This window comes from Pseudomonas sp. TWR3-1-1, from assembly GCF_049896545.1.
GTDB classification, from domain to species: domain Bacteria; phylum Pseudomonadota; class Gammaproteobacteria; order Pseudomonadales; family Pseudomonadaceae; genus Aquipseudomonas; species Aquipseudomonas weihenstephanensis.
This window is the reverse complement of the sequence record NZ_JAFCUO010000006.1, coordinates 199,100-213,849: the sequence shown is the minus strand read 5'-3', so window position 1 is coordinate 213,849 and position 14,750 is coordinate 199,100. Positions and strand designations below refer to the sequence as shown.

At 59.2% G+C, this 14,750-nt stretch carries 12 protein-coding genes and 1 tRNA gene; 5 read left to right on the top strand and 8 right to left on the bottom strand.

What is annotated here, in order from left to right:
* Positions 1 to 108 precede the first annotated feature (108 nt).
* Both aguA and ACP7A4_RS15245 read left to right on the top strand, forming a co-directional pair.
* Positions 109 to 1,218, top strand: a complete 1,110-nt coding sequence (gene aguA, locus ACP7A4_RS15250; RefSeq protein ID WP_203303159.1) for an agmatine deiminase — start codon at positions 109 to 111, stop codon at positions 1,216 to 1,218.
* 229 nt (positions 1,219 to 1,447) lie between these two features.
* Complete coding sequence (locus tag ACP7A4_RS15245; RefSeq protein ID WP_059762275.1) at positions 1,448 to 1,648, top strand: hypothetical protein; 201 nt, start codon at positions 1,448 to 1,450, stop codon at positions 1,646 to 1,648.
* Positions 1,649 to 1,732: 84 nt separating this feature from the next.
* Here the strand turns inward: ACP7A4_RS15245 and ACP7A4_RS15240 are convergent, their stop codons facing one another.
* Positions 1,733 to 3,805: a TonB-dependent receptor gene (locus tag ACP7A4_RS15240; protein WP_426247699.1), complete on the bottom strand. Its 2,073-nt coding sequence runs from the start codon at positions 3,803 to 3,805 to the stop codon at positions 1,733 to 1,735.
* Positions 3,806 to 4,066: 261 nt separating this feature from the next.
* Here ACP7A4_RS15240 and ACP7A4_RS15235 point away from each other — a divergent pair, with 261 nt between their 5' ends.
* Both ACP7A4_RS15235 and ACP7A4_RS15230 read left to right on the top strand, forming a co-directional pair.
* The gene (locus ACP7A4_RS15235) at positions 4,067 to 4,765 is read left to right on the top strand and encodes a DsbA family protein (protein ID WP_426247697.1); all 699 of its coding nucleotides are present in this window, start codon (positions 4,067 to 4,069) and stop codon (positions 4,763 to 4,765) included.
* A 247-nt stretch (positions 4,766 to 5,012) separates the two neighbouring features.
* Positions 5,013 to 6,296 (top strand): OprD family porin, encoded by a 1,284-nt coding sequence (locus ACP7A4_RS15230; RefSeq protein ID WP_426247695.1) that lies wholly within the window; start codon positions 5,013 to 5,015, stop codon positions 6,294 to 6,296.
* 87 nt (positions 6,297 to 6,383) lie between these two features.
* Here the strand turns inward: ACP7A4_RS15230 and ACP7A4_RS15225 are convergent, their stop codons facing one another.
* The 7 genes from ACP7A4_RS15225 to ACP7A4_RS15195 all read right to left on the bottom strand — a co-directional run bounded on the left by ACP7A4_RS15225 (position 6,384) and on the right by ACP7A4_RS15195 (position 14,116).
* Positions 6,384 to 7,235, bottom strand: a complete 852-nt coding sequence (locus ACP7A4_RS15225) for an alpha/beta hydrolase (protein WP_426247693.1) — start codon at positions 7,233 to 7,235, stop codon at positions 6,384 to 6,386.
* Positions 7,235 to 9,835, bottom strand: coding sequence for an autotransporter domain-containing protein (locus tag ACP7A4_RS15220; protein WP_338101707.1), 2,601 nt, complete (start codon positions 9,833 to 9,835; stop codon positions 7,235 to 7,237). Before ACP7A4_RS15220 ends, ACP7A4_RS15225 begins: the two co-directional genes overlap by 1 nt.
* Before the next feature lie 381 nt (positions 9,836 to 10,216).
* Positions 10,217 to 10,690: a hypothetical protein gene (locus ACP7A4_RS15215; protein ID WP_426247691.1), complete on the bottom strand. Its 474-nt coding sequence runs from the start codon at positions 10,688 to 10,690 to the stop codon at positions 10,217 to 10,219.
* Between the two features lie 26 nt (positions 10,691 to 10,716).
* Positions 10,717 to 11,763, bottom strand: coding sequence for an AAA family ATPase (locus ACP7A4_RS15210; RefSeq protein WP_059762281.1), 1,047 nt, complete (start codon positions 11,761 to 11,763; stop codon positions 10,717 to 10,719).
* Positions 11,764 to 11,909: 146 nt separating this feature from the next.
* A tRNA-Thr gene (locus ACP7A4_RS15205) sits at positions 11,910 to 11,985 on the bottom strand.
* 72 nt (positions 11,986 to 12,057) lie between these two features.
* Positions 12,058 to 13,449 (bottom strand): heavy metal sensor histidine kinase, encoded by a 1,392-nt coding sequence (locus ACP7A4_RS15200; protein ID WP_203303151.1) that lies wholly within the window; start codon positions 13,447 to 13,449, stop codon positions 12,058 to 12,060.
* Positions 13,442 to 14,116: a heavy metal response regulator transcription factor gene (locus ACP7A4_RS15195; RefSeq protein WP_048364648.1), complete on the bottom strand. Its 675-nt coding sequence runs from the start codon at positions 14,114 to 14,116 to the stop codon at positions 13,442 to 13,444. The genes ACP7A4_RS15200 and ACP7A4_RS15195 overlap by 8 nt, the downstream gene beginning before the upstream one ends.
* 135 nt (positions 14,117 to 14,251) lie before the next feature.
* Between ACP7A4_RS15195 and ACP7A4_RS15190 the strand changes: the two genes are divergently transcribed.
* The gene (locus tag ACP7A4_RS15190; RefSeq protein ID WP_426247687.1) at positions 14,252 to 14,731 is read left to right on the top strand and encodes a GlcG/HbpS family heme-binding protein; all 480 of its coding nucleotides are present in this window, start codon (positions 14,252 to 14,254) and stop codon (positions 14,729 to 14,731) included.
* The last annotated feature ends 19 nt before the right edge of the window (positions 14,732 to 14,750 follow it).

The window sequence follows — 14,750 nt, the reverse complement described above, 5'->3', positions numbered from 1 at the left end:
AAGGCGGTGGCGTGTTGACGTGCCCCTGTCCCGCGTCCACTGTTCTTTCGCCGCTGGCCGCCCAATGGCTCAATCAAACCTCGACGGATTTTTGGAGTCCTGATTTAAATGACCACTCTTTTGCACAGTTCGCCCCGCGCTGACGGTTTTTACATGCCGGCCGAATGGGCGCCACAGACCCAAACCTGGATGATCTGGCCTGAGCGCCCGGACAACTGGCGGTTGGGCGCCAAGCCCGCGCAAGCTGCGCACGTGGCCGTGGCCAAGGCGATTGCCCGGTTTGAACCGGTGACCGTGTGCGTGTCGGCGGGGCAGTACGAAAACGCCCGCGCTCGCCTGGATGTGCCCAATATTCGGGTGGTCGAGATGTCCAGCGATGACGCGTGGGTGCGTGACAGCGGCCCGACGTTCGTGATCAACGACAGCGGCGAAGTGCGCGGTGTGAACTGGGATTTCAACGCGTGGGGCGGCTTTGACGGCGGTTTGTATGCGCCGTGGAATCGCGACCGGCAGGTGGGCAGCAAGGTGCTGGAAATCGAACGGTGCCCGCGTTATTACACCGAAGGCTTTGTACTCGAAGGCGGCTCGATCCATGTGGATGGCGAAGGCACGCTGATCACCACCGCCGAGTGCCTGCTCAACCGCAATCGCAACCCGCACCTGTCGCGTGAAGAAATCGAAGACGTGCTGCGCGCGCAGTTGGCCGTGAGCACCATCATTTGGTTGCCGGACGGCCTGTTCAACGACGAAACCGACGGTCATGTGGATAACTTTTGTTGCTACGTACGCCCAGGCGAAGTGTTGCTGGCCTGGACCGATGACGAGCGCGACCCCAACTACGCGCGCTGCCACGGCGCAATGAAAGTGCTGTCGGCCAGCACAGATGCCAAGGGGCGCCCGTTTGTGGTGCATAAAATGCCGATTCCGGGGCCGATGTACGCCACCCAGGAAGAGTGCGATGGCGTCGACAAAGTGGCTGGCAGCCAGGACCGTCATCCCTCGCAGCGTCTGGCCGGCTCTTACGTGAACTTTCTGATCGTCAACGGCGGCATTATCGCCCCCAGCTTTGATGACCCGATGGACGCCCAGGCCAAAGTCATTTTGCAAAACCTCTTCCCGCAGCACGAAGTGGTGATGGTGCCAGGGCGTGAATTGTTGTTGGGCGGCGGCAATATTCATTGCCTGACCCAACAGCAGCCTGCGCCACACAAGGCTTGATCTAGACACCTGCGCGCCTGATTGGCGAAATAAAAACCCGCCGTTCGCAAGAACGGCGGGTTTTTTGTTCCAGATCAAAAGGTTATTCGAAAAGTTGGTATAAATTTTGTAAAAGAGTTTGTTAAAAATCTTGAAGGGAGCCATGTCTGGGCACGTTGCGCGCTGCGCGGCGCTGTTCTGTCACACACCTTGAGTACATTTGCCGCTCAAGTACCTGGAGAGCGCTGTCATGAACGTATTTTGCGAGCGAGGTTCGCGGCCACAATCGGTGAGTCGTGAGTCGCTTATCGTTCTGGCCAATTGGTTTAAACGCAAAGGACCCTGCAACAAGCCAGGCCAGTCTGCCTATCAGATTCTTCGCGAACGCTACCCGGCCGGGTTGTTCAGCGAGGCAGAATTGGAGGCCCTGTCGGGTGTATTGATGAGTTGAGCGGTAGTCGCTGACACAGGCGGCGCCTTTCAGGGCTGCTGCGCAGCCCATCGCAGCCTTCGCCAGCGACTACAGGTGAAGGGGTCAGAAGCTGTACTTGCCCGTCACCACCAGGCTGCGGGGTTCGCCCGGCATGATTTGCGAACCGCTGGTGGCTGAAGCGTAGTAGTCACGGTTAGTCAGGTTGGTCAATGCGCCGCTGACTTCCCAGTCCTTTTCCCGATACCCCGCCAGAGCATCCCAACGGCCATAGCCCGGTAATACCACGGTGTTCTGGTTGTCGGCATAACGCTGACCCACCAGTGTCAGGCCGGTTTCGGCGTACCAGCCCATTTCCGGTTTCCAGGTCAGGAACACATTGCCGTTGTGCTTGGCCACACCATTGATGCGCTTGCCTTCAAAGCCGTTGTTGTCCTTGACCACGGTGGCGTCTTGCACGCCCACGCCCCCGCGCAAGTACCAGTTGCCGCCGAGTTTGCCGCTGGCCGTCAGCTCGATGCCGCGTGAACGTTGCAAGCCCGACAATAGGGTGATTTCCGGGTTTTCCGGGTCTTTGGTACGACGGTTGTAAAGCTCCAGCTCATACACCGCCAGCGTGGTGCTCAGGCGGTCGTCCATCCAGTCGCTTTTTACGCCAATTTCTTTTTGCTTGGTCAGTTCGGGGCTCAGGTCGTTGCTGTTGCCTGCGGCGCCCGGCGTGATACCGATCAAGCCACCGCCCACCGGGGAGAAGGTTTTGGTCCATGAGGCGTAGAACGAGTGATTCTGCAACGGGGTCCAGACCACGCCCAGACGCGGGCTGGTGCCGTGGCTGTTGCGGGTTTCGGAGAGGTGTTTCAGGTTGCTGGTGGAGTCGACTTCAAAGCGGTCATGGCGCAAACCGGCCAGCACTTGCCATTGGTCGTTGAGGCGAATCTGGTCCTGGACATACAGGCCCTGGCTTTCGACTTCGGTGTGGTTGTCGCTGGAAATCAACATTGCGCCAGTAGGGCGCAGGCGGCGATCGGGGTTGTACAAGTCGACCCCCGGCACGCCCTTGGCGCTGTACAGCTTGGGATCACGCCGCTGGCTGCCCAGCTCCAGACCGGTGAGCAGACGATGCTCCAGGCCAAACGTTTCAAACCCGCCTTCGATTTCGAGGTTGTTGAAAATGTTGCGGGTGGTCATGTCCTGTTGCCAGCTTTGGCGGTTGACCTTGCGGGTTTTGGCGTCGTAGCCGGTCAGGTAGGTGTTTTCGAACTGGCTGTCGAGTTTGAAGATGCCCAAGGTGTGGCGCAGTTGCCAGTTATCGCTTAACTCATAACTGAGTTTGGAGCGCAGGGTTTGGGTTTTGTCGTCGATGAAATCGTTTTGCCCGCCGTAGCTGGTGCCCCGGCTGACATCGGCAGGGCGCCCGCCAACGCTTGGAATGCCACGATCCGGGGTGCGGTTGTAACGGCTGTATTCGTACTGCACCAACCAGTTCAGGTCGGGGGTGATCTGCCAGCTCATCGAGGGCGCGAACAGTTGGCGGTTGCCACTGACGTTGTCGCGGAAGCTGTTTTTGTCTTCGTTGCCCATGTTCAGGCGCAGGCTGAGGGTGTCGCTGGGGTCGACGCTGAGGTCGGCGTACAGGCTGCGCAAATCGTCCGTGCCGCCTTGGGCCTGAACGGTTGAGCGGCGCCCGAACTGCGGCATCTTGCTGACGCGGTTGATGATGCCGCCCTGGCTGCCACGGCCATACAGCACTGCCGCCGGGCCTTTGAGCACCTCGATGCGTTCAATGTTGTGCAGGTCGCGCACGTACTGGCTGTCGTCGCGAATGCCATCCAGATAAAAATCGTTGCTGGCGTCAAAGCCGCGAATGCGCAGGCTGTCGAATCGGGTGTCTGCGGTACTGCTGACGTTGGGGATACCGCTCAAGGCTTGGCCAAGGCTGTTGATCCCGTAATCCAGCACGTTGCTGGTTTTGACCGAGTCGATGGCCTGCGGCACATAACGCGCCGGTGTCGAGGTGCGGGTCGCGGTGGTGACCTCTTTGACGCGCGGGTCATCCGCCTCGGCTTCAGCGGCATTGACCGAGGTTTCGGGAAGGGTGGTGGCAGCGCAGCTGGAACCGACGTACAGGCAGGCACACAGCCCCAGTTTGAGGGGTGTGAAGCGGCAGGGAGAACGCATGGTTGAGAAACTTCCGAGAAGGTTAAGGCGGGTTCTATTTTTTAGGGTGCGAATGGTAATAGTTCTTGTTGGTGGATGTTTATCATTACCAGTCGCTTCGTCGGAAAGTATGTTTCTAAATATTGCTTAAACGTTAAACCGTCTATAAACACGGGATCTGCACGATCCGCGAAACACTCTAAACAGGATTCCAGCGTTTTTCTGGGCCCTCTGCGGCGTTAGTCTGCGTGCTGTTTTTACCTCTCCTTCTCGGAACTGTTCATGACCGCTGTTACAACCTTGCATTACATTTACGACCCTTTGTGCGGATGGTGCTACGGCGCCAAGCCCTTGATCGACGCAGCCCGCCAGACCTTGCCCGTGGTGGGTCATGGCGGCGGGATGATGACCGGCCCGCATCGGCGCCCGGTGTCAGCGCAATTGCGTGACTATGTGATGCCGCACGACCGGCGCATTGCCCAATACACCGGCCAGCCCTTCGGCCAGGCGTACTTTGAAGACTTGCTGCGCGACACCACGGCGGTGTTTGACTCGGCCCCGCCGACCACGGCGGTGCTGGCGGCGGAACAGTTGGCAGGCCGCGGTCTTGAACTGCTGGGGCGCTTGCAGACCGCGCACTACGTCGAAGGCCGACGCATTGCCGATGAAGATGTGCTGATGGCCGTGGCCGCAGAAATGGGCCTGCAAGCCGATGAGTTTTTAGCGGCCTATGACGCGGTCAACGGAGCGCCCACGCAGGCACACTTCAAGGCCAGTCGCGGGTTGTTGGCGCAGGTCGGCGGGCAGGGGTTTCCCACGCTGGTGCTGGAGCGTGCGGGGCAGTATCAAGTGGTCGATTTGAACCCTTGGCTGGGCAAGCCCGAGGCGTTTGCAGCCTGGCTGCGACAACAGGACGCGACCCCGGACAATGACGCTGCCCACCCCGCGCCCGCCTGCGGCCCGACGGGCTGTGATGCGTAATGCTGACGCGAGGGTCAAACCTGCGCCCGACATTGGAAGATCAAAGAAGTTTCATCAAATTGACATCAAGATGTAACGGCGGCTAGGATTCCAGCCAACGCCTGTGGTGCTAAGCCATACACCAACTCTTTGAAAGGCCAGCATGAAACCCTCATGTCGGCCTTTTTTGTTTATGTGAAGCAACCACCACTCAATGTTTCAGCTTGAAACCCACAGCGCGCCTTTATCCAGCAATAAGGAAAATAATATGTTGAACAAACGGATAGGTCTTCTCGCTTTGGGCGTACTCAGTGCTACCCAGGCCATGGCTAACGATCAAGCTGACGCAAAAGGCTTTGTAGAAGACAGCCATCTGAATGTGCTGGCGCGTAACGCCTACATTAGCCGTGACTACAAAAACGGTGTGGACCGTAAAGCTGAGTGGGGCCAAGGCTTCCTCGGTACGTTCACCTCCGGTTTCACCCAGGGCACCGTGGGTGTGGGTGTGGATGCATTCGGCATCTACGCACTGCGTCTGGGCAGCGAGGGCAACCTCAGCGGCGCCGGCGGTATCGACTTCTTCAAAGTGGGCGATAGCGGCAAAGCGGCCAAAGACATTGCCAAAGCGGGCGCTGCGGTCAAGTTCCGCATCTCTAACACCGTGCTCAAGTACGGTGACCAAATGCCTGAGCTGCCGGTGCTGATGTATGACAGCTCGCGTCTGATGCCAGAAAGCTTCACCGGCACCTTGCTGACCTCCAAAGAAATCGACGGCCTGGAAATCAACCTCGGTCGCTTCACGGCGGAGTCGCGCAAGAGTGCTGAGGCCCGTGACAGCGGTGACCTGAAAAGCATCAACGTGTTCGGCGGCAGCTACAAGTTCACTGACAATTTCTCGGCCTCGCTGTACGCCTCCGACATGGAAGACGTGCTGCGCAAGCAATACCTGGGCATGACCTACGTGCTGCCACTGCAAGACAAACAGTCGCTGAAGTTTGACTTCAATGGCTACCGCACCCACGTCAACTCCGACTACGCGCGCGACGTGCTGGAAGTCGACGGCCAGGACAACAAGATCTGGAGCCTGGCGACCACTTACGCGTTTGGCGCTCACTCGCTGATCCTGGCGTACCAGCAAAGCACCGGTGAAATCGGCTACCCGTACGGCGGCTACCGCAACGCGGGCGGCGTGGGTGACGGTGGCAACACCATCTTGCTGGCCAACTCCTACTGGTCTGACTTCAACGCCAAGGACGAACGTTCGTGGCAAGCCGGTTATGGTTTTGACTTCGGAGCCTTGGGCATTCCGGGCCTGACCTACAACATCGCCTACGTGCGCGGCAGCAACATCGACGACGGTTCCGACCGTGGCCGTGGCACCGAGCGCGAAATCTACAACCAGGCCCAGTACGTTGTACAAAGCGGCCCGGTCAAAGACTTGAGCGTGCGGGTTCGCGGTTCCTGGTTGCGCGTGTCGAACAACGCCGACAAGTACAACAAAGAAGGTAACGAGTTGCGCGTGTTCGTTGATTACCCGATCAACGTGTTCTGATGCCACCGGCCTGTTGAACAGGCCGGACAGCTGAACGAAAAACGCCCCGAGCCGGATCACCGGTCGGGGCGTTTTGGTATGCGGCGTTCAGGGTTGGCACGCGATGGGTTGATTGCGCCACGTGCGCCATGCCTGCTCCAGCCCTTCGCCGTGGCGAGCGCCGGGTACTACGATCGACTGCACACAACGCGCCTCACCGAGTGCGCGCCGGTAGCGGTCGAGTAACGGGGGCGGCACCACCCGGTCTTCGCTGCCGACAAAGTGACGCTGCCTCATCTGCGCCAGACGCTGGCGTTCATCCAGTGGCTCCAGCGAGCCGGTCAGCGGGCGCAGGTCGTGCAGCGCCACCCATTGGCGCGGGCTTAAATTGCCAGCCAGGGTTTGCACTTGCGCAATGTCATCGCGTCGGGAGGCGAGCAATAACGCCAACGCCGCGCCACCCGAATAGCCCACCAGCTCAAAGTCCTGATTGCCCAGCCGTGCTTTGATTTGATCCAGCGCGTGATCGAGGCTCGCCAGGACTTCGGGACTGAAACGCCGGTCGGTCCACATCAGCGGTGTGCAGGCTTGAGTGCTGACAAACTGACACGGGCGCGCCAGGTAGACACTGGGCGTGGGGTCGCTGAATGCCAGTTTGGCCATCATCAGATTGAGGGGGCTGGGGTCCAGACTGGGTTGACGGGACGTGGCCCAGGCATGGCCGTCACCTTCCAGATAAACCCGAAGGCGCGGTGAAACCGGTGCTGGCGAAGGCATGCCCAGCATCAGTGGGAAAGTGGGGGTGTGGATAATTTCAAGGTGTTGATGCCGGATCAAGGCTTGATCCTGCAACGCTTGCAGCGGCGACTGGCAACCGCTGAGCAAGGCGCTGATCAACAGCGCCAAGCCTTGCAGCCAGACGCCAACCCGCGAGTGCGGGTTGAGGTCGGTACGGGTCATCAGAAGTCGTAACGCACTTTGGCCGAGAAGGTGTCGGCGTCGAAACCTGATTTGCCGACGTAGTCGTAGTTCAGGCCCACGGTCACCGCGCCCAGACGGTAGTCGGCGCCGATGCCGGCTTCGTAGCTGTTGCGCACGGCCTTGGCACCGCTGGTCACGAACGGCGTGTTGCCGAGGGTGAACGTCGAGGTGCTGCTGGCTTCGTCTGCCGCAAAGTCGTGGAACGCCATCAGTTTGGCTTGCGGGGTGAGGGTGCCCTGGCCCAGCGGGTAGCTGGCCGCTACACGAAAGCCTGCGCCCAGTTCAGCCACTTCGTAGCGCTGGTCTTTGACTTTGAGCGCTGCCGAGGAGCCTTTTTCGCGGTAGCCATCGATGTCGACCAGGCTGTAGCGGGCGGCGACGCGAGGTTCGATCAGCAGGTCGGGGGTGATGTGGTAGGTGTAACCGCCGACCAGGTTCACGCCGAACAGGTTGCTGTCGTAATCGGCCTTGGCCTTGGTGTTGCCGATGGTGCGCTGGCCGTCGTTGTCGTTCATGCCGTAGGTCAGCGCCGCGTCAACGAAGTAGTTGCCTTGCTCGAAACCGCCGTACAGCGTGAACGCATGGCTATCGACTTCGGTTTTGCTGCCCGCCTTGCCGTTCACATCGGTGTTCAGGTAGCTGTACGCCAGACCCAGGGTCAGTTGATCGTTGACCTTGCCGTCAGCGCCGACCGCGATACCGCGGCTGTAGGCATTGAACCCGGCCACGCCATCACGCATACCCTGATTGGCGTCGCTGTACAGGGTTTGCACCCATACGCCGGTGTCTTTCAGGGTGTCGCCGGAAGACAGGCCGCGACCGCCGCCGGTACGGTTGCCCGTCACGTTGCTGATCAACGATTGGCTGGTGGTCGCCGCTTGCGTCGCGCCGCCGTTGACTTCAGGTGCCAGTTGCTCGGCCAGTTTTTTCAACGCTTCAGGGTTGTTCGAGGCGTTGACGTAGTGCTGGAACAACGGGTCTTGCGGGCTCAACTGCGCCAGTTGGCGGGTGACTTCGGTGAAGGCGGCGCCCGCTTGCTGCGCGTTGTGCGAGCCGCCGATGTCAGCGATGACGTTGCCCACTTCAGCCGCGCCTTTTGCGGTGACTTTGCTCACGATTTGGTTGTTCTCAACCACGTAGCTGTCGACATTGAGCAACGAGGAGCTGCTAGTGACCGTCAGGCCGTTGTCTTGCAGGTCTTTGGCTTGAACCAGCGTGTAAGTGGTGCCGTCGGCGCGGAAGTCGTTGCCTTTGGCGGCCAGTTGAATCTGCGAACCTTTGCCGAATTCAGCGGTGCCGCTCACGGCCAGTACCGCGCGATTGGCGTCGGTGGCGCTGCTCAGGTTCAGGCCCAACGAGGAGTTGCCCGCCACGTACAGGTTGCCTTCCAGCGTGGTGTGGGGCAGGCCGAGGTCCAGGTGCGCGGGCGCCGCCTGGCTGCCGACATCCATCCAGCCGCCATTTTTCATGCGGATATTGGCGCCATCGGCGGTGGTGTCGGTGCCGGTGAACGCGGCATTGCCGCTCACTTCGATCAGGCTCAGGTCGATCAGGTTACCGGTGGTCTTGCTGCCGTCACCCAGGGTCAGGAACACCCGGCCGTCGCTTTCCGAAGCGTCTACGGCTTCGTCTTGCGACACCAATGTGCCGTTGTTGACCACGCGCAGCGCGCCGCCCTGATTGGCACCATCAATGTCGAAACCGCCGATCACAATGGCAGCGTCTTGCGCCTGAATCAGGCCATTGTTGACGATGTGCGCGTCTTCGCTGGCAAAGCTCACGCCATCGGCACGGATGCCTTCTGCATCTTCGCCAGTGGCAATGATGGTGCCGTTGTTCTCGATGCCGCGCACGTCGGCGCGGTCATTGATGTTGCTCACCCCGTTCCAGCGTTCGGAGCTGGTCACATCGATGGCCGTGCTGCCTTCACCGCTCACTTGAATCAGGCCGTTGTTGATCAGGCGTCCGTCGAGTTGGCCGCCTTCCATTTGCAGGGCTTTGGCGTCAGTGCCTTGGGCGATGATCTGGCCCGAAGCGGTGTTTTTGAAATCGCCTTTAATGTGCGTCGAGCCGGAAATATAGACGGCACGGCTTACGTCGCGATAATCCACGCCCACCTCAGGATCGCCCTTGGCGCTCACCAAGCCTGCGTTGATCACATCACCGCCGACCACGGCCGGGTCGATCAACCAACCGGTGGAACCGTTGCCTTGGGAGCTGATGCTGCCTTTGTTGATCAGGTTGCCGCCAATCGTATTGTTGGCCCAGGCCACGTCCCCGTTCGAAGGGTTGGGGTTGTACCAACTGTCCATGTCGATGCCGCCCCCCGAGCTGTTGCTAGAGGTGATGGTGGCGTTGAACACCAGATCTTTGGCGAAGTCCGACCCCAGCACGTGAATCGCTTCGGCATCGCGTTGGGTGTGATTCATCGCGCCGGTGATTTCGACGTTATCGCTGAACTGCTGGCGCTCAAGGGTCAGGCCCGCATCGGTCAGTTGCAGCGTTTGCGCGTAAACAGGCAGGGCGCAGGTGGTGATGGCGAGGGCAAGCAGGCTTTTACGGAATAGAACAGGGGACACAAATTCTTCCTTAAACATCGGCTGATAATCCAGGCGCTTCCATGCGTGATCTTTTTTGTGCCGGATGATGGCCAAGCGCCACGCATAAAAGCGCGGGGATAGTAAAGGAGGTGGTGGCCAATTAACACTATTGAATGGCGATAATCATCTTCTGCGGCCTTCAGGGGCGCGTGGATCAAGCCGCGCAGAGGTGAAAAATGAGCGAGATTCAGCCTCTGGCCGCGGCTGCCAATACGGCACTGGACCGTTTGGCGGCCGCCTACACCGCAGAACGCCGCTTCGTGAGTTGCGCACACCGTTGACGGTGCTGGATTTACGCCGCCAAGCAGCCCGCTGAACGGGGCAGTCCGACTGGCCTGCGCTGGACATGGAAATGCGCCATCAGCTTACGTGCCAGGCCATTGCGAGAGGTTTGGCCATGCTCACTATCTTTGGGTGAGCGTCTATGGCGCGCAGTTTGCTTTTGAGTTTTTGCTTTAGATCGGCGAGATCGACGCGTGGTTGGTGGGCCGCCGGTTGTTCTATATGAACAATGACCTGGAGCCTTTCACAACGCAGCACAGCACGGCTCATGTTTTTTTCATCAATGGGCGTGTTGGCATGCAGCTTGGCTGGAAGCAGCGCAGCCAAGGTGCATAAGACTTTATTGACGATGGTTTCTGCTAACGCTGAAGGCTTGCCAGCCTCAGGATGGCGGTAGTCTTTGACTTCCACCATAAAGGCTATTTTGTCTGGCGATAGCACCAGAATGTCCACGGCTTGCAAATGATCGCGCAGTTTGAGGAAGTGTTGCCTGTAAAAGGCCCATTCATCAAACTTGCTGGCTTGCCATGTGGCGGGGAAGGTGAAGGTCAAGCCGTCGACATCCAGTACCGGCGTGCTTAATCCTCCAGCGCCAGATAGCGGTCGGACTGCTGAAGACTTTCTTCCAGGGCGGTGATGTCGCCAATGTCATAAAGGCTGGCGCCTTGTTGCACGGTAATACCGTTGTCACTGGCATGCAGGCCAAAGAAGGCGGTGTCGAGCGGCTTGTCGGCCAGCAATATTTCCAACTCGCGGAGCAAGAACAAACTGTGTGTGGCGATGAAAACCTGGATCCCACTGTTGCTGAGTTCGACGATGGTTCTGGCAACTTGTTTGATCAAGCTCGGGTTGAGGTTGGCCTCGGGTTCATCCCAAAACAAGTAGCCCTGATCCAACAGCGCGCCGGTACTGATCAGGCGAGCGAGCATACCGAGTTTGCGCAAGCCCTCAGCAACCAGCGGCATTTCCATGAGGCCGTTAGCGTTGCGTAAGTAGAAACGACCGCTTTTATCCAGCTCCATACTGCCTTGCATGGCTGTTTCGAGGGGGGCGAGCAGTTCGCGAATGCGTTTCTCTTTTGGCCCTTTACGCATCAGCCCGCCCAGTAATCGGCAGGTGTCTCGCCAGGTTTCCTCAAACTCAAGGTAGTGGTTTTCATACACGGCCAAGAAGTTAGGGTAGATGGTAAGCAGCTCGCGAGTAGGTAAATACGTCGGCGCCGTTTGCAGCCATTGCTCGGGCAGTAACTCGATGCCTACTTCTGTTTTGCTATTGGTCGCAAAGCCGAACGCGAGATTGTGAGCGGCGTCGGTAAAGGTGAGCTTTATATCGCAACGACCGCGACCGGGCTTGCGTCGAACAAGGCGGCCCAGTGTTTCAGGGCGAAACACGCCTATCAGCTTGTCAGCCAGGCTTTTTTGCAAAATGGTTTTGGTGGGTGCTGAAGGGGCGAGGTGCGGTTTGTTGCCTTCTTCCCAACACGTCGCGAGGCCTGCGTAAGCCAGCTTCAGCAGATGCGTTTTACCGGCACCGTTTTCACCAACTATCACGTTGAGTTGCTTGCCGAAGCGCAGGTTCGCTTCTTCAAATACCGTGAATTCTTTGATGTTGAGCTGCTTGAGCATAATGTCCCCGAGATAGAAACCTGCACTACATCGCATTGCTGCTCAGATGTAAGCCGTGCTGACAAACATAGCCGTTGCCAATCAGGACTTAAACCCCAGAAACAAAAAAGGCCCACCTTGCGGTGAGCCTCTTTCGGTGTTGCGTATGGTGCCGGCACCAAGAGTCGAACTCGGGACCTACTGATTACAAGTCAGTTGCTCTACCAACTGAGCTATACCGGCGTTATGGGCGACGAGTATACCCGGATGTTTGAGCTTGTAAACCCCTGATAACAGACTATTTTTCGAAGTCTTTCAGCAGGCGTTCGACGGGCTTGCAGGTTGGCGTAAAAACCTTAATTCAAACACGGTGCCTTGAGCGTCGCTGCGCACCTCTACGTCGCCGCCATGTAGCTGCATAATCGAGCGCACGATGGCTAAACCCAGCCCGCCCGAATCACCCGGTGCTGCCCGTGAGGGATCAACCCGGTAGAAACGGTCGAACAGTTTATCCAGGTGTTGCGGGTCAATCGGGGGGCCGATGTTATGCACGCCCACCCACTGATGATGGGGATCGCTGCGGCTGATTAATTGCACGTTTGAACCCGCTTCGGCATGGCGCACGGCATTGGCCATCAGGTTGCTCAGCGCCCGTTGTAGCAGGTGCAGGTCGGCCGTCAGCGATCCATGCAGTTGGTTGCCCAGGCGTAGCTGACGGTCTTCGGCCAAGGCTTCGAAGTAGTCGCACAGTTCGTCGCCCATCTCACGCAGGTTCAGTGATTGCAGGTTCAGCGGGCGTTGGCCGTGTTCGGCCCGGGCCAAAAACATCAGGTTTTCAGCCATGCGATTCAGGCGTTCGTATTCTTCGATGTTCGACGCCAATACGTCCTGATACTCGGCCGGGCTGCGCGACTGGTTCAGCGCCAGGCTGTTGCTGCCCAGCAAGTTGTGCAGCGGTGTACGGATTTCATGGGCCAGGTCGGCCGAGAACTGCGACAGTCGCTCAAAGCTGCCTTCAAGGCGCATGAGCATGGCGTTGAGCGCCTGGAGCGGTTCTTTGAGTTCAGTGGGCACGTTATCCACAGGCATGCGCTGGTCGAGGCTGCGCGGGTTGATGCCGCGCATGGCCTGCGTCAGCTCGCGCAACGGTCGCAGCCCGCGACGTAATAACAACCAGCCCAGCCCCCACGCCAGCAACCCGCCCAGGATCACCGCTGCGTATAAACGCAGGCGATAGCTGGCGAGAATGTGTTCGCGCTCATCCAGGCGTTTGCCCACGGTGATGCTCAAGCTTTCGCCCGCCGGGCCTTGTGCCATACCGGCGAGCAAGGCCAGCGAGTCGAGTGTCTGGATGTCGTCCCGCGCAGGCGCCCGGTCCAGAGCAATGGGCTGCACTTGCGGCAGCACCTGCCGGTGCGGGTTGATGGCGATGACCTGACTGGCGTCCTGACGTTTGACCACCAGCACGCTGTCCTGATTGCCCAGCATGTTCTGATACAGGCGCGGGCGCGCTTGCAGGGCCGTGAGGCTGTCGCTGTCATGCAACAACGCACGCATCTGCTCCAGGCGCCCGAGCAGGGCCTGATCGTCGCGAAACGCCAGCTCCGCGGCCAGCGAGCGGTACAGAAACACCCCGATCACACTCAGGACCAGCGCGCAGGTCAGCGCAATCGCCAGTGCCAGACGCCAGGCAATGGATTTACTCATCCGCGGCTTCGAGTTGATAACCCACGCCGCGCACGGTGTGGATAAGTTTTGGCATGTACGGGTCGTCGACTTTGGAGCGCAGGCGGCGCACAGCGACTTCGACCATGTTGGTGTCGCTGTCGAAATTGAGGTTCCACACCTGGGAGGCGATCAAGGTGCGCGACAGCACTTCGCCTTGACGGCTGGCGAGCAACTGCAACAGGGCGAATTCTTTATTGGTCAGGCTGATGCGCTGACCGCCCCGGCTGACACGGCGGCGCAGTACGTCGATTTCAAGGTCGGCGATGCTGTAAGACTCGGCTTCACGCATCGGGCCACGGCGCAACAAGGTGCGCACGCGGGCCAGCAGTTCGGCGAAGGCGAAGGGTTTGAGCAAGTAATCGTCAGCACCCAGTTCAAGCCCGCGCACGCGGTCTTCGATGGCATCTTTGGCGGTCAGAAACAGCACCGGTGTCGCACCGCGCTGGCGAATCAATTGCAGCAATTGCCAGCCGTTAAGCCCCGGCAGCATCACGTCGAGGATGATCAGGTCGTAGTCTTGCTGCTCAATAAAATAACGCCCGTCCAGACCATTCAGCGCGACATCCACCGCAAAGCCTGACTCTTTGAGGCCCTTGGCCAAAAAATCGGCGGTCTTGGCTTCGTCTTCCACCACTAACAAACGCATCGCACACCTCAATCATTCGTCTGCACAGGCTAGGCGCCTTCGCGGGCATTGCCTATTACAAACTTGTAATCCAACTGACGGGGTTCTGACGAGGTGCAGCCGTTAAGGTGGCCTCATTCGTTCAGGAGCTTGCCCATGATGCTGAAAACCTTGCTGTCAGGCGTTGCCATGACGCTCGCCGTCACGGCCCATGCCGCGCCCACACTGGTGCGCCATGCCGATCTTGATTTGAGCTCGGCGCGGCAATTGGCCGATGCCACGTTGCAGCACTGCACCGGCGCGTTAAGCGTGCTCGATCGCGGTGGCAATACGTTGGTGGCCCTGCGCCCGGAAACCGTGGGGCCACATAACTTATTGGCCAGTCAGCGCAAAGCCTATACCGCGCTGTCGACCAAAACCCCGACCCGATTGTTTGCCGAACGGGCACGCAATAACCCTGAAGCGGCCAACCTCAATTCCATCCCCGAACTGTTGCTGTTGGGCGGCGGTGTGCCGCTGTTTGCAGGCAGCGAGTTGGTGGGTGCCTTGGGCGTGGCCGGGGCTGGCGGGGCTGAGCAGGATGAAGCCTGTGCCGTGCAGGCCGCGCAAGCATTGGGCCTGACTATTACGCGTTAATTGTGATGACTTGGAGGAT

Bases quoted from the DNA above. Each gene is read 5' to 3' on its own strand.
- aguA (WP_203303159.1), top strand. From the start codon at position 109: ATGACCACTCTTTTGCACAGTTCGCCCCGCGCTGACGGTTTTTACATG.
- ACP7A4_RS15190 (WP_426247687.1), top strand. From the start codon at position 14,252: ATGATGCTGAAAACCTTGCTGTCAGGCGTTGCCATGACGCTCGCCGTC.
- ACP7A4_RS15245 (WP_059762275.1), top strand. From the start codon at position 1,448: ATGAACGTATTTTGCGAGCGAGGTTCGCGGCCACAATCGGTGAGTCGT.
- ACP7A4_RS15225 (WP_426247693.1), bottom strand. From the start codon at position 7,235: ATGACCCGTACCGACCTCAACCCGCACTCGCGGGTTGGCGTCTGGCTG.
- ACP7A4_RS15210 (WP_059762281.1), bottom strand. From the start codon at position 11,763: ATGCTCAAGCAGCTCAACATCAAAGAATTCACGGTATTTGAAGAAGCG.
- ACP7A4_RS15200 (WP_203303151.1), bottom strand. From the start codon at position 13,449: ATGAGTAAATCCATTGCCTGGCGTCTGGCACTGGCGATTGCGCTGACC.
- ACP7A4_RS15230 (WP_426247695.1), top strand. From the start codon at position 5,013: ATGTTGAACAAACGGATAGGTCTTCTCGCTTTGGGCGTACTCAGTGCT.
- ACP7A4_RS15235 (WP_426247697.1), top strand. From the start codon at position 4,067: ATGACCGCTGTTACAACCTTGCATTACATTTACGACCCTTTGTGCGGA.
- ACP7A4_RS15195 (WP_048364648.1), bottom strand. From the start codon at position 14,116: ATGCGTTTGTTAGTGGTGGAAGACGAAGCCAAGACCGCCGATTTTTTG.
- ACP7A4_RS15240 (WP_426247699.1), bottom strand. From the start codon at position 3,805: ATGCGTTCTCCCTGCCGCTTCACACCCCTCAAACTGGGGCTGTGTGCC.